Raw genomic sequence first — 14,185 nt, 5'->3', positions numbered from 1 at the left:
CGTCAGCCCTTCCACGCCCAGTTGCGGATTTCATCGCGATCGATGCCTTCCGCGTGCGCGTAGCCAATGCTCTCGTTGATCTGATCCTTGAGCCAGTTCTTCGTATGCGCGCCCGTATCGCGCAAGCGCGGCACACGATCGATCACATCGACACACAATGAAAAGCGGTCCACCTGATTGATGACCGCAAGTTCGAACGGCGTGTTGATGTTGCCGCGCTCACGATATCCATGCACGTGCATGTTCTCGTGATTCGTGCGGTTGTACGTGAGCTTGTGAACCAGCGACGGATATGAGTGGAAGTTGAAGATGACCGGTTTTTCGCGCGAGAAAATGGAATCGAAATCGCGATCCGACAAACCGTGCGGATGATCGGTGTCGGGCATCAGGCGGAACAGGTCGACCACATTGACAAAACGGATCTTGAGGTCCGGGAAGCGCTCCTTGAGGATTTCCACGGCGGCCAGCGACTCCATGGTTGCAATATCGCCGGCGCACGCCATGACCACGTCGGGCTCGCTGTTCTGGTCTGTCGACGCCCAGTCCCAGATGCCAATGCCCTTGGCGCAGTGCGCGAGCGCCGCCTCCATGTCGAGATACTGCAGGTGCGGCTGCTTGTCCGCGACGATCACGTTCACGTAGTCGCGGGAACGCAGGCAATGGTCCATCACGCTCAGGAGGCAGTTCGCATCGGGCGGCAAATAGATGCGCACCACTTCGGGACTCTTGTTCGTGACGACATCGAGGAAACCCGGGTCCTGATGCGTAAAACCATTGTGATCCTGACGCCATACCAGCGACGTGATCAGCAGGTTCACCGAAGGCACGGGCGCGCGCCAGTCGAGTTCGTTCTTCGCTTTTTCCAGCCATTTCGCGTGCTGGTTGAACATGGAATCGATCACATGCACGAACGCTTCGTAGGTTGCAAAGAGACCGTGGCGACCGGTGAGCACGTAGCCTTCGAACCAGCCTTCGAGCGTGTGTTCGCTCAGCATTTCCATCACGCGGCCATCGGTCGACAAAGCGCCGCCGTCGCTGTCCTCCGGCTTGAACTCCGCAATCCAGCGCTTGCCCGATGCCTCATACACGCCGTCTAGCTTATTGCTTGCGGTTTCATCGGGGCCGAACAGCTTGAACGTGTGCATGTTGCGCTTGATGACGTCGCGCAGCCACGTGGCGAGCACGGCCGTTGTCGACTGATACGTGTCGCCGGGGTCCTTGACCTTGTAGGCGTAGTCGCGGATATCCGGCAGGTCCAGCGAACGGCGCAGCCTGCCGCCATTGGCATGCGGATTCGCGCTGATGCGGCGATCGCCCTTCGGCGCCATCTCGCGCAGCTCTTCAATGAGCGTGCCGTTTTCATCGAACAGCTCTTCCGGCTTGTAGCTGCGCATCCATGCTTCCACCACCTTCAGGCTTTTCGCGCTGGTCGCGGGATCGAGCACCGGCACCTGATGCGCGCGCCAGAAATCCTCGACCTTGTGACCGTCCACTTCCTTCGGACCGGTCCAGCCCTTCGGCGAGCGCAGCACGATCATGGGCCAGCGCGGACGCGTGGTGTCGCCGGTGGAACGCGCATGTGCCTGAATGGCGCGGATCTCGCCGATGCAGGTTTCCAGCGTCTTCGCCATGAGTTCATGCATGGTCGCCGGGTCCGAGCCCGATACGAAGTGGGGTTTGTAACCGTAACCCGTCATCAGCGCTTCGAGTTCCTCCTGCGGAATGCGCGCCAGGATGGTCGGGTTCGCGATCTTGTAGCCGTTCAAGTGCAGGATGGGAAGAACCGCGCCGTCTTCTATGGGATTGAGGAATTTATTCGAATGCCAAGACGTCGCAAGCGGTCCCGTTTCCGCTTCGCCGTCGCCGACCATCACGGCCACGATCAGGTCGGGGTTATCGAAAGCCGCGCCAAAGCCATGCGAAAGGCTGTAGCCCAGTTCGCCGCCTTCGTGAATCGATCCTGGGGTTTCGGGCGTGCAATGCGACCCGATTCCTCCCGGCGACGAAAACAGCCTGAACAGGCGCAGCATGCCGGTTTCGTCGGCGCTGCGATCCGGATAGACCTCGGAGTAATAGCCTTCGAGATACGAGTTCGACAATGTCGCAGGCGCGCCATGACCCGGGCCCGAAACGAACATTACATTCAGGTCTTCCTTGATGATCAGCCGGTTGAGATGGACCCAGGTAAAGGACTGGCCCGGATCCGAACCCCAGTGTCCGAGAAGACGCCGCTTGATGTGCTCGGTTTTCAGCGGTTCGCGCAAAAGCGGATTGGCGCGCAAATAAATCATGCCCACCGATAAATAATTGCAGGCGCGCCAATATGCATCGATCTTGCGTAATTCGTCGGGGGAAAGGCGCGGGGTACTGGAGGTTGCCTGTGTGTCCATGTCGTGTCCGTTGATATCCGTTGAAAGATGGTGCGGTGTCACTCTGGCTCGGCCGGTGATGCGTGCCGGTTCGCACATGCGGGTCGCCGGTCAGGTCTTGCATATTGTGCCGTGTGTAGCTGGATTGCGTTGTCATTGCACCATGACATGGGTCAAAGACAATGCTATGACTTGCGGGAGCGGCCCGGCGGCGCGGCGTGGAAAAGGGGATTGAAACCGGGGGACGGCGCTGACTCGCGGGTGGTTTTCGCGGCTCGCTTGCGCCCGGCGCTGCTCTTGCTGCTCATTTCGGCAAGCTGGTTCATGAGGTCATCGTCAGGTTCGTCGGCGGCGGATTCTTCGGGGTTTTCCTGCTCGTCCGGAGCCGTTACGCTGCTGCCTCCAACGTGCCCGATGACCGCAAAGAACTCCTTCGATGGATTGCGGATGGCGCGCCCTGGCATCATCGTAATGGCGACGACTTCATGCAGCGACTTGCCATCCACGCTCTTGCGCGTGGGCCTTGAATGCCAGTCGATCGAGCTGTCCGCAAAGCCCGCGACCACGCGCTCCAGGACGGCGGGAGAGAGTACGCCTGCGTTGTAAAGACCGATCAAGGTGGCTTCGGCCACGGCAAACAGTTCATCCGTCGATGCAGCGCGCCGGGCCATCAGATTTTCACCGCGCTTGGCGCCGCCGCGTCGCGCGTGTTTTGCGGGTCAAGCACCGCCGATTCCTTCCACGACCTTACCCGTGCCCGCGCACGTTTCGCACTTTCCGCCGTCCTTCTTGCCGGAACCGTTGCAAGCCGGGCAGATGTTCTCGCCAGTGCCCGGCGTGCCGGGAGCGGCTTCATCGCCGGGGTTGAGTTCGGTGTTCTCAGGCATGACATCTCCTTGAATGACTCATACATCGGTGGCCAACGGCTCGTCAGAACAGCTAGGCGATGCAGCAACTTACGTTCCCTCGAACCGCGAAGCCTCACGGTTTTCGCCCGAACGCTTCGCGCAGGCGCTTTTTCGCGTTATCGAGTACGGTGCGCCGTGATTTCGGCAAGTTGCGCCCCGCGCGATTGATATAGAAATTCAGCATCGACATGGCCGACTGGAACGGCGTGCCCTTGCGCCGGTTGCTGCGCGTGGACGACTTCTTCAGCGAGTCGGCTATTTCCTGCGCGTTGCCTTCCTTGAAAATGTCCTTCTTGATGTCCATTGCGTCGCTGGTTTCCATCACATGATGCGACCAGCGTTTCGAACCCGTTGCCGCCGGTTTGGCGCGGGCATGTTTTTGCCGGGACGTGTTGCGTTTGCCGCTGGTTTTCGCTGCTGCTGCCATGGTGTTTCCTCCACTATTTGCTGTGCTTGTCGATCAGACGATGAGCCTGTCTCAACGCCTCCACGATCGCGCGAAATGCGCTGTCGCGTGTCTCGGCATCCGGTGCACGAAGTGCATACGACGGATGAAACGTCGCGATGACCAGACGTCCGTCGTGCTCTATCGCCTCGCCCATCGACGCTTGTAATTTCACGGTCGACTTCTGCAGCACGGACTTCAAGGCGGTCGCGCCCAGCGCCACGATGACCCTGGGATCATGTTCCGCAAGCTCGCGTTCAATCCAGTAATGACATGCATCCACCTCGCGTTGCGCCGGGGTTTTATGCATCCGGCGCTTGCCTCGCGGCTCCCATTTGAAATGTTTCACCGCGTTGGTCACATAGACCTGCGAGCGCTTTACGCCGGCTTCCCGAAGCGCGTTGTCGAGAAGCGCGCCGGCCGGTCCTACAAACGGCTTGCCTTGCAGATCCTCCTGATCGCCGGGTTGCTCGCCGACCATCATCAGGGGTGCGCGATGCGGGCCTATTCCCGGCACTGCCTGGGTCGCGGCTTCCCAGAGCATGCATCGGCGGCATTGGTCGAGTTGCTCGGGCTGCTGATCCGGGAACATGCCGATGGGCTTGGTCGTCATGGTGCTGTCAGCCTTCGCCGGCGGCGCGGCGCGCTTCTTCGAGCGTCAGCGTGGAACGCATGGCTTCGGCGAGCCTCGCGGTAGATGCTTCGCGCTCGCACGCGACAACCGCAGCCACGTTGCCATCCTTCATCATATAAGCGATGAAAACCTGTGATCCAAGGTCGCCGTCGATGACGACATCGTCGTGCTCGCTTGCGTGGCCGAGGTATTCGAAGCGCTTGCCGAAGTGATAGGTCCAGAAGTACGGCACGCCGGTGTAGTGCTCGTCGCCGCCCGCCATGTTCAGCGCGGCCACGCGTGCGTGTTGCTGGGCGACCCGCCAGTGTTCGATACGCAGGTGCTGGTCCGCGCGTGGCAAAGGGAATTGCGCGACGTCTCCGGCGGCGTAAAGTCCGTGCGCGGCGCGCATGGCGGTATCGACGGGAATGCCGCCGTCATCCGCCAGCGTGACGCCTTGCAGGAAGTCCGTCGCCGGCTTTATGCCGGTTCCAACGATCACAACATCCGCCGCAATCTTTTCGCCGCTGTCGAGTTCGACCTCGTTGACAGTATCGTCGCCGATAAATGCCTTGACCTTCGATTCCATGCGGAACACAACGCCATTTTTTTCATGGAGCGTCTGGAACATCCGGCCGAGTTCGTCGCCGAATTGCGAAGCGAGCGCAATCTTTCCCGGCGCAATTACAGTCACGCTCAGGCCTCGTTTCCTGAGCGAAGACGCCACCTCCAGTCCGATAAAACTCGCACCGGCAATGACCGCGTTTTTCGCGCCATCGAAAGAGGCGACGAGCATTGCGGCGTCGTCGCGCGAGCGCAGCAGATGCACGCGGCGCAAGTTCGCGCCGGGCACGTCCATGGGCTTGGGAATGCCGCCCGTGCAGATCAGCGCGGCGTCGTAGTGCAGCGAGAGTTCGCTGGGCAGGTCGATGCGTTTATCGGCTGCATCGAGTTTGACCGCCTGGGCTTCGACGCGCTCTATGCGTTGCTTCGTGGCGAAACCTTCCGGGAGCAGCGGCGGCACTTCGTCGGGCGGCATGTCGCCTGCAGTCACGAATTTGCTCAGCGCGGTTCGATCGTAGGGTTCGCCGTGCTCGGGTCCAATCAGCACGATGCGGCCATCGAAGCCCGACTCCCGCAGTGCGGTACAGGCCGCAGCGCCGGCCGCGCCTGCGCCGATGATCGCCATCGTGCGCGTATCGGCGGCTGGGACGCGCGTGGGCGGTTCCTTTGCTTCCGGCGAGACGAGCACGTCGCCGTTTTCAATCGCGACCGGATATCGTTTCAAGCCGATCAGCGCCGGTGGTTCGATCAACCCGCCATCCGCGACGGCAAAAGTGCCCTTGTGCCACGGGCACACAATGCGGCCATTGCACACGGCGCCTTTTTCGAGCGGCGCGCCCGCATGCGGACAATCCGCGGAAAAAGCATGGACGTCGCCGCCTTGCCTGACCAGGAGGATTGGGGTTTCGGACAGCGTGACTCTTATGCCGCGGTCCTCGGGAATATCGTCCAGCTTCGCTGCATGCTGCATGGAACCGGCCATGTTGCACTCCCGTCTGTGGTTCACGACGGATTCAGCAAAAAGCGGGCCGTCGAAAACGAGCGCGCCAGGCAGGCGCTCAGGCGGCCATGCGTTCGAACGAGGCCGACCCGCCACGCACGGATTCGAGAATGATCGATGCAAGGCGCTCCACGGGCGGCGTGCAACTCGCCGATGCCCGCATCAGCGAAAGCGGCAAGGACGGCAGTTCCGGCAGCCCGGCAGCGTGTGCGTCGAGCGCGCACACCGCTCGCGGCAGGCCATATTGCGTGCGCACGGTCAGCCCGAGACCCGCCGCTGCGGCCGCCCATAAACCGGACAGGCTCGGGCTTGTGAACGCGACGCGCCAGCGTATGTTCGCGCGATCGAGTTCGGCGGTGGCCGCGCTGAAAAACAGGCACGCGCGATCGAACGCGACCAGCGGCAGCGGCTCGCCGGCCTCCGGATTCCAGGGCAGGGTGGACGAACCGATCCAGCACATTCTCGGCTCGGCGATCAGTTCATGCTGCACGCCCACCCGGACTTCCCGCGCCGCCAATGCCGCGTCGCCCCAGATCAGCGCAAGGTCGAGTTCGTTCGAATCGATGCGTTCCAGCAGCTCCGTATTGCGCGCCACGCGCGCCTCGATGCGCACTTTCGGGTGTGCGCGCGAAAACCGGCCGAGCACGTCCGGGAGCATGACCTCGCCGAAATCCTCCTGCAGGCCGAGCCTGATCCAGCCCTCCAGATCCGGGCCGCGCACGGCGACGGCGGCTTCGTCGTTGAGATCGAGCAGACGGCGCGCGAAGCGCAGCATGGTTTCGCCGGCATCGGTCAGCGCGAGGTTGCGGCCCGCCTTCTTGAACAACGGCGCGCCCGCCTGTTCTTCGAGCTTCTTGATTTGCGCGCTGACTGCCGAAGTCGAGCGTCCGACCCGGTCCGCCGCCTTCGCGAAACTTCCAAGTTCCATGCCGACAACAAACGTACGCAGCGACGCAATATCGAAATTGGTCTGTGACATGGCGGATCGTCCTGTTTTATGGAAGCATCGATGCGATATTACTTGATATTCAGGATCATCGCGGTGCGGCACACTGAGTCCATCAATCGCAAAAACGGAAGCTCGACCCATGGAAACCCAATGTGCAGTGCCCCTCACCGCTGGGACTCGGCGCGGCCTGAGCGCGTCGCACAGGTGGAAAGTGCTCGGCGTTGGCGTGGCGGCTAACGTCAGTTTTTCGGCGGCGATCGCGGGCATTCCGACCACGGCCGTCTGGCTGCGGGCTGACTATCACCTGGGCAATGCGGCGCTCGGGCTCGCGCTTGGCGCAATGGGACTCGGCGTGGCGTTATCGGAATTGCCGTGGGGCGTCGCGACCGACCGCTGGGGCGACCGGCCGATCCTGTTGAGCGGACTGACCACGACGGCCGCCGCACTGTTCGCCATGATGCTGTTCGTGGCGCCATCGGCGGCGTCGGTGCCTGCATTGTCGTGGCTGGTTTTATCGATGTGCGGCGTCGGGCTGCTCGGCGGAAGCGTCAACGGATCGAGCGGACGCGCGATCATGCGCTGGTTCCAGGAAGGCGAGCGCGGCCTCGCGATGAGCATCCGCCAGACCGCCGTCCCGCTGGGCGGTGGAATTGGCGCGCTGATCCTGCCGTGGCTCGCTTCCACTGGCGGTTTCAGGCTCGTGTATGGCGCGCTGGCGGTCATGTGCTCAGCGTCGGGGTGGCTCGCGTGGCGCTGGCTTCACGAGCCGCCTGAGACGGCCGACACGGCCGACACGTCCGCGAACCCCGCGTCCGGCGCGCGCGTGCCGGTTGCCGCCGGCATCAGCCCGCTGCGCGACGCGATGATCTGGCGCATGGTGCTGGGTATCGGCATCCTGTGCATTCCGCAATTTTCGGTGCTGACATTCGCCACGGTCTTCCTGCACGATTTCGCACACGCCGGCCTGCGCGGCATTACCGCCACGATGGTCGCCCTACAGCTCGGCGCCATGATCATGCGTGTCTGGAGCGGCCGTTTCACCGACAAACACGGCAACCGGCGCGCCTATACGAAGGTATCGACACTGATCGCGGTGGCGTCGTTCGTGGTGCTGGCGGCGGGGACTCAATATGGATTGCCGGCCGCGTGGCTGATCGGGTTGATCGTGTTCGCCGGTATTTGCGTGTCGGCCTGGCACGGCGTGGCCTATACCGAACTCGCCACACTGAGCGGCAAGGAGCGCGCGGGAACCGCGCTCGGCATGACGAACACGGCTGTGTACGTTGGATTGTTCGTCACGCCTTTGTCGATTCCGCATGTGCTTTCGGCGGGATCGTGGGGATTGGTCTGGCTGGTCGCGGCCGCGTGCGCACTGGTCGCGTATCCGCTGTTCCCGAAACCGGCCAGCGCATGAGCGCTAAAACCGCCAGCCCACGCCCGCTTCGATCAGGTCGGTGTCCCGGTCATAACGCGTGACGACCCGATTCCAGGTGAGCCGGGTCAGCCAGTTTTTCCCGAACCGGTAACTCGCCGACATCGATACCAGCCCGGAAACCCGCCCGTCGCCGGTACGGTTGTCGGGCAGATCGTCGTTCTGCGTGATCGCGATATACGGACCCGCTCCCACGCCGAGCGTGAACCGGTCGTTGAAAAACGCGCGGGTAGCCCACAGTTGCAGCGCAATGCCGTCGCGCCGGGACTGAATGTGGCCGCCTTCATGAATGTACGACGCGCTCATGTCGATGTAACGGGTCAGGCCGCGCCGATACTCCACGCTTTCCGCCACGGACGACTCCGAGTCATAGCTGTTCAGGATCGTCTTGCCGAGCATGACCGTCAGTTCGTTGCCGGTAACGTCCGACGTTCGCGGCGTTGGCCTTTGACGCGGGCCGGGTTCGCCGTTTGCATCGAGTTGATAACCCACGCCGAACAGAAGCGCGGTCGTGTCCGGACCGCCGAACGCCTGCACGTGATTCACCTGCATTTGCGCGATCCAGCGGCGGTCGAAGTAATACGCCGCGCGCGCGCTCCACACCGCGCCCCAGCCATGCGTATTCGAATAGGTGTTACCGGCGCGCGCGGCGGTGGTGTCGAAGTATCGATACGGTCCCGCTCCCGCCGATAGCTCGAACCGGTCGCGCCAGAGTGGCAGGCGGGCCCAGAGTTGCACCGTTTGCCCATCGCGATGATGGTCGGGAATGTGTCCCTCGTTGATCCACGAGAAACTCCATGCCGCATAGCGCCCGAGGCCTTCGCGATAGCTCCCTTCCCACGAATAGGAGTTCTCGCCCCGGCTGATCAGTGGTCCGGCCAGAACGTTCAGTTCCTGGGCGGAAGCGGAAGTCGGGAACGTCAGCGCCGCACATAAAGCGCCGGTGAATAACGTGGTGCAAAACGCGGCACCTGGTTTGTTTCGATTAGCGGGCCTGGATAGGGACACTGTTTCAGTTTTTTGAGTTGTATTTCACGAGGAAATATTTTGCCATCGGACAAAAAAGCGCTTGGGGAAACACGGCAAACCTCGCGTGTTCCCCGCAGTTAACGCAAGGCTAACGCAAAGAGGGCTGCGTGTGTCGATCGGTCTCGCCTCGGGAACTCGGCTTTCCAGGCAGGCGGAATAGAAAACACCGTTGTTCGCCGCGAGCAGACAAAACGTAAAGCCATTACCATTTCAGCAATGAACCCTGCCCAGACCAGCGCGCTTGTCGCGCTCTTAGATCCGCTTCATGAATTCATCGAACGATATCCGCGGCTGTTCGTATTGTCCGGCGCGGGAATTAGTACGGAATCCGGAATACCTTGTTATCGCGACGAAGAAGGGCAGCGCACCGGGCGCGCGCCGATCTTGCTGAAGGATTTTATCGGCTCCGAATTTTCGCGCAAACGCTATTGGGCACGCAGCATGATCGGCTGGCCCATGGTCGCAGGCGCTACGCCAAATGCCGCGCATCTGGCGGTGGCGCGGCTGGAACGCCTTGGCGTCTTTCAGCGGCTCGTTACGCAAAACGTCGACGGACTGCATACGAGCGCGGGCAATACCGATGTGATCGAACTGCACGGCAACATCGGCCGCGTTCGCTGCATGGAGTGCGGCGATGAAACCCCGCGCGCCGCGCTCCAGCAGCGGCTCATTGCCGATAATCCGGGCTTTGTTGGACTGGCCGCGTTGCCTGTGGCGGACGGCGACGCGCAACTCGAAGGCTACGATTTCAACGCATTCCATGCGCCACCCTGCCTGCGCTGTGGCGGAATGCTGAAACCGGATGTGGTGTTTTTTGGCGAGGGCGTGCCACGCACGCGCGTGGATGCAGCCGCGGCCGCGCTCGACCAGGCCGATGCAATGCTTGTGATCGGCTCGTCGCTGATGGTGTATTCGGGCTTCCGGTTTTGCGAGTGGGCGGCGCGTGCCGGCAAGCCGATCGCGGCGGTCAATCTGGGGCGCACCCGGGCGGATGCGCTTCTGCAATTCAAGGTCGAAGCGCAATGCGGGCCGGTGTTGTCCGGCCTGGCGGATGCGCTCGAACGCAGCCGTTAGCGGGATCTAGCTGCCGAGTTCCTGCTCGCGGCGAATGCGTGCTTCTTCTTCCAGCCGGATGTCCTCGATTTCCTGCATCACGGCTTCGAGATCGACCGGGGTAGTATCGGATTCGACGTGGCCTGTGAGCTTTGTATCCACGCTCAGCAATCCCGCTTCGTATAGCGCCCACATTTCCTTGCCGTAGCTTGTTTTCAGCAACTCCGGCGCGAACTGGCCGAAGTAAGTCGCGAGGTTATCGACGTCGCGTTGCAGCATGGCGGCCGCTTCGTTGTTGCCGGCGGCGTCCACCGCCTGCGGCAGGTCGATGATCACCGGGCCATCGGACGCAAGCAGGATGTTGTATTCCGACAGGTCGCCGTGGATCATGCCCGCGCACAGCATGCGCACGACTTCACGCAGCAGCGCGTCGTGCAATTCGAGCGCGCGGTCGTGGCTCATATCGACGTCGTTCAGACGCGGCGCAACGTCACCCTGGGCGTCGACCACGAGTTCCATCAACAGCACGCCGTCAGTGCAGATGTACGGCTGCGGCACGCGAACGCCCGCATTGGCGAGCCTGAATAACGCATCGACCTCCGCGTTCTGCCACGCTTCCTCCTGCATCTGGCGGCCGTAGCGCGTGCCTTTTTCCATTGCGCGTGCTTGCCGGCTGTTCTTCACCGAGCGTCCTTCGCGATACGACGCCGCCTGGCGGAAGCTACGCTGCTTTGCGTCCTTGTAGACCTTCGCGCAGCGCGTGGAGTCGCCGCTTCGCACTACGTACACGGTCGCTTCCTTGCCGCTCATCAACTGGCCGATGACTTCGTCGATAAGCCCTTCTTCCAGCAATGGCAACAGTCTTTTTGGCGTTTTCATGAGACCGCCGCATAGAAAAGGACTTCGCGGGAATCGCGAAGAGGGCGGCGGGCGGAGAGGCAGGAAATTGGAATCATGGCGGATTATAAAGGCAACGCGGATAAGCACGGTCAGAACGGACGGCGTCGCAGCCCGCCGGGATTTCCGCGTTCGTGCTTGGCCCTCGCAACAGCATGGCCGTTTCGACGCCGGTCGGGGCATGGGCAACGCTGCGTATTAAAAAGGCTCCTTTCAGGATTAATAAGCCGGCATGCCTGGTGGGCTGAAGTTGGAAGCATTTCATGAAAGGAAAAGCTCAAGTTTCAAGAAATCGCTCCGTTAATTCGGGCGAACACTACGCAGGAATTGCGATGGCCTTTTTCACGCGGAACTTGATCGCCGATATATATGCGGATCGCGAATTTCTGAAAATAAACAATGAACTCGAGCCGCGGAAACATGGGTGCGGACGCAAGTCACGGTCACGGCGCTCCCAGCTCGGTTTGACCGCTAAAAAATGGTTCAATTTTGACACGCTGAAAATCCTGTTTTGTCTGATTAATTAATGAGCTGGAAACATCGCCATATCGCAATCCCTGTCCACCCACTCAAAGTCGATAAAACATTATTCTGATGATTTAATTTTTACCGATTATTAGTCAGACGTTACAACATGTTACGTCTTTTTTGCTGGTTCAAAACGTTTCGTCTATGTAACATCCATTCGGATCGCAGAAGTGTGGTGTGGGTCATTTATCGTGTAAGTGTATTAATCGCGATACCCATTTCTGCCGGTCTATTTCTCCTGATGCAAATTCTTCGCCGAGTTCCTCCAGGGTACTTGGCAGCACTGCTGCGCCCGATGCTGTTTCATCGCTACGACCAGGCGATCATTCAAATGAAAAAAACCGCATTATTCAGCTCTTCAATTTGTTTAGTTTTGCTGACCTTGGCGGCGTGTGGCGGAGGCGGTTCCGGCGACGCCGCCAATGGCAGCGCGGCCACTGCCGCAAGTGGCAACCCCTCGCCGACTGCTTCCGGCACCTCCGCGACAGCCTCGGGTGGTACATCAGGTGGGACCTCAGACAGCGCGTCGGGAACGGCGGGTACTGCGGGCGCAACGGCTGGCTCAACGACGGGTGCAACGACGGGGGCAACGCCGGCAGCGGCTTCTTCGTCCACCGTGACGAATGCGCCGTTGCGCATGACGTGTGCGTCGCCCGTCACAAGCGCGTCATCGTCGGTTGGTGGATTGATTTCGGCCGATACATCCAGCGCCGACGGAACACGTATGTTCGCGTCGGGTTCGACCTTCCAGCTTGCGATCTCCACGAATCCGCCGGCTGCCGATACGCTTGCCTGGAACGTGAGCGACGCACTGGGCAAGACGGTGGCGAGCGGCGGTTTTGCGGCGCCATCGGGTGGCAGTACGACGGTGCTCAGTTGCACGTCGACCGTGGCGGGGTATTTCGCTGTGTCGGCGACATTGGCGAAGGCGGGTGGAAGTGTTCAGGCATCGGGAACGCGCCCGACGGGTTTCGCGACCTTTGGCGTATTGCCTGACGTGACGTCGAGCCTGCCCGCGCCCACCTATGCTCATCAGGAGCAGCACCGGTTCGGCATGCAGGGTTTCAACGGCTGGACGGCGATGCTTCGCGCGCTGGGGATAAGTTCCACGATCGACGACCGGCAGTTGTCCAGCACCGAGCCGAACGGCCCCAACAGTTTTGCCGCCACGGCCACGACCACCGATACCGGTTATGCCGCGGGCGAGATCATGCGGCTGGTGCGTCTGGACGGCATTCCGGGATGGGACAGTCCGACCGCGGCATTCAATGACAGTTCGTACTTGCCGACCGATCAGGCGGGTTACCAGGCATACATGAGTCAGGTTGGTTCGGAAACCGAAGCAATGCGCGAGAAGTATTTTCCGGCGATGACCGGCAACTACTATCAGGTCACGTGGGAGCCGGACCAGACGTGGTTGGGATCGAATGCGGATTTCGTGGCGCTGTACAGGCTCGCTTACACGGGACTTCACGCGACGGATCCCAATGCTGTTGTGATGGGGCCGACGGGGGCTTTTCCGTCGCTGACCACGCAGCGTCTGAAGACCATGGCGCCGCTTGGTCTTGCGCGGTATCTGGATGGCATAGCCACGCATGGATACTACGACGCGGGCACATCGCCGTCGCATCCGCCGGAGCGTTTTGCGACCGACCCTGATCCGGCCAACGCTGCGAATGCGCTCATGAACGAGATGCGCAATTTGCGGCAGGAAATGCAGGCGGATTACCGTCCGGGCATGAAGTTGTATGTCACTGAAACCGGCATCAGCTACGACCTTGGAACGTCGTACGGCACTGACTATCCGAGCGCGAATGTATTGTTTGCGCAGGGTGCAATCGTGGCGCGGACTCATATTATTTTGCTGGGTGAGGGTGCGGACCAGACCTACGTGTTTTACGGCGCGGATTATCCGGGCGAGACGGGATATGGCACGTTCTTCGATTTGTCCAATGCGCAGGGCTCATTTGGTGCGAGCAACGTGAGCCCGAAGCCAGCGGCGCTGGCGGTCGCGGCGATGACGCGTGTGCTTGACGGCACCACTACGCTTGGACCCGTAACGGGCACGCCGTCGGGCGTCTACGCATACGCGTTCCAACAGCGGGGGACGGGCGATGTGGTGACGGCGTTATGGACGCACAACAATGCGGTATGGAGCGCGAGTGCGGGTTTCAGCCAGACCTATAGTGTGGGCTACGTGCTCACGGTAGATGCGCCGGGAACGAGCGGCACGGTACAGACACTTGACTGGATGGGCAATGCATCCAGTGTTGCTTACAGCAACGGAGTGGTGTCGCTGAATTTGACGGAAGCACCGTTATACGTGGTGTCAAAAAACGCTGCCGTGGCGCAATCAAACTCGACCCGCCCCGTAGGCTACACGGGAACGTGAGGGAAA

At 61.2% G+C, this 14,185-nt stretch carries 14 protein-coding genes; 4 read left to right on the top strand and 10 right to left on the bottom strand.

Going from position 1 to position 14,185, the window contains the following annotated elements:
* Nucleotides 1-2: 2 nt before the first annotated feature.
* The 7 genes from AWB64_RS17120 to AWB64_RS17095 all read right to left on the bottom strand — a co-directional run bounded on the left by AWB64_RS17120 (nt 3) and on the right by AWB64_RS17095 (nt 6,878).
* On the bottom strand, nt 3-2,390 hold the full coding sequence (locus AWB64_RS17120) for a phosphoketolase family protein (protein ID WP_060856746.1): 2,388 nt from the start codon (nt 2,388-2,390) through the stop codon (nt 3-5).
* A 164-nt stretch (nt 2,391-2,554) separates the two neighbouring features.
* Nucleotides 2,555-3,040, bottom strand: coding sequence for a hypothetical protein (locus AWB64_RS17115; RefSeq protein ID WP_060856629.1), 486 nt, complete (start codon nt 3,038-3,040; stop codon nt 2,555-2,557).
* A gap of 48 nt (nt 3,041-3,088) precedes the next feature.
* Nucleotides 3,089-3,256 carry a hypothetical protein gene (locus AWB64_RS31935; RefSeq protein ID WP_167353924.1) on the bottom strand — a complete coding sequence of 56 codons (168 nt, stop codon included), beginning with the start codon at nt 3,254-3,256 and terminating at the stop codon, nt 3,089-3,091.
* A 94-nt stretch (nt 3,257-3,350) separates the two neighbouring features.
* Entirely contained in the window at nt 3,351-3,704 is a 354-nt protein-coding gene (locus AWB64_RS17110) for a DUF3175 domain-containing protein (RefSeq protein WP_060856628.1), read from the bottom strand.
* Between the two features lie 13 nt (nt 3,705-3,717).
* On the bottom strand, nt 3,718-4,335 hold the full coding sequence (locus tag AWB64_RS17105) for a UdgX family uracil-DNA binding protein (RefSeq protein WP_060856627.1): 618 nt from the start codon (nt 4,333-4,335) through the stop codon (nt 3,718-3,720).
* A gap of 7 nt (nt 4,336-4,342) precedes the next feature.
* Nucleotides 4,343-5,881, bottom strand: coding sequence for an FAD-dependent oxidoreductase (locus AWB64_RS17100; RefSeq protein WP_060856745.1), 1,539 nt, complete (start codon nt 5,879-5,881; stop codon nt 4,343-4,345).
* A gap of 76 nt (nt 5,882-5,957) precedes the next feature.
* A complete protein-coding gene (locus AWB64_RS17095; RefSeq protein ID WP_060856626.1) occupies nt 5,958-6,878 on the bottom strand; it encodes a LysR substrate-binding domain-containing protein in 921 nt (306 codons plus the stop codon).
* A 109-nt stretch (nt 6,879-6,987) separates the two neighbouring features.
* On the opposite strand from AWB64_RS17095, the gene AWB64_RS17090 reads away from it, so the two are divergent.
* On the top strand, nt 6,988-8,262 hold the full coding sequence (locus AWB64_RS17090) for an MFS transporter (RefSeq protein ID WP_060856625.1): 1,275 nt from the start codon (nt 6,988-6,990) through the stop codon (nt 8,260-8,262).
* Between the two features lie 3 nt (nt 8,263-8,265).
* Here the strand turns inward: AWB64_RS17090 and AWB64_RS17085 are convergent, their stop codons facing one another.
* Nucleotides 8,266-9,288, bottom strand: coding sequence for a hypothetical protein (locus tag AWB64_RS17085; protein ID WP_060856624.1), 1,023 nt, complete (start codon nt 9,286-9,288; stop codon nt 8,266-8,268).
* 237 nt (nt 9,289-9,525) lie between these two features.
* Here AWB64_RS17085 and AWB64_RS17080 point away from each other — a divergent pair, with 237 nt between their 5' ends.
* On the top strand, nt 9,526-10,383 hold the full coding sequence (locus tag AWB64_RS17080; RefSeq protein WP_060856623.1) for an NAD-dependent protein deacetylase: 858 nt from the start codon (nt 9,526-9,528) through the stop codon (nt 10,381-10,383).
* A 6-nt stretch (nt 10,384-10,389) separates the two neighbouring features.
* Here the strand turns inward: AWB64_RS17080 and AWB64_RS17075 are convergent, their stop codons facing one another.
* Nucleotides 10,390-11,241 carry a PA4780 family RIO1-like protein kinase gene (locus AWB64_RS17075; protein WP_060856622.1) on the bottom strand — a complete coding sequence of 284 codons (852 nt, stop codon included), beginning with the start codon at nt 11,239-11,241 and terminating at the stop codon, nt 10,390-10,392.
* A 281-nt stretch (nt 11,242-11,522) separates the two neighbouring features.
* On the opposite strand from AWB64_RS17075, the gene AWB64_RS17070 reads away from it, so the two are divergent.
* Complete coding sequence (locus AWB64_RS17070; protein WP_157766648.1) at nt 11,523-11,786, top strand: hypothetical protein; 264 nt, start codon at nt 11,523-11,525, stop codon at nt 11,784-11,786.
* A 328-nt stretch (nt 11,787-12,114) separates the two neighbouring features.
* Here the strand turns inward: AWB64_RS17070 and AWB64_RS32295 are convergent, their stop codons facing one another.
* A complete protein-coding gene (locus AWB64_RS32295) occupies nt 12,115-12,552 on the bottom strand; it encodes a hypothetical protein (protein ID WP_157766647.1) in 438 nt (145 codons plus the stop codon).
* On the opposite strand from AWB64_RS32295, the gene AWB64_RS17065 reads away from it, so the two are divergent.
* Complete coding sequence (locus AWB64_RS17065) at nt 12,512-14,179, top strand: hypothetical protein (protein WP_099050558.1); 1,668 nt, start codon at nt 12,512-12,514, stop codon at nt 14,177-14,179. The two genes, AWB64_RS32295 and AWB64_RS17065, sit on opposite strands and share 41 nt — an antisense overlap.
* The last annotated feature ends 6 nt before the right edge of the window (nt 14,180-14,185 follow it).

Origin of the sequence: Caballeronia sordidicola, from assembly GCF_001544455.2 — a bacterium.
Classification (GTDB): domain Bacteria; phylum Pseudomonadota; class Gammaproteobacteria; order Burkholderiales; family Burkholderiaceae; genus Caballeronia; species Caballeronia sordidicola.
Note: the sequence above shows the minus strand (reverse complement) of the source record. Positions and strands in the feature narration are given on the sequence as shown.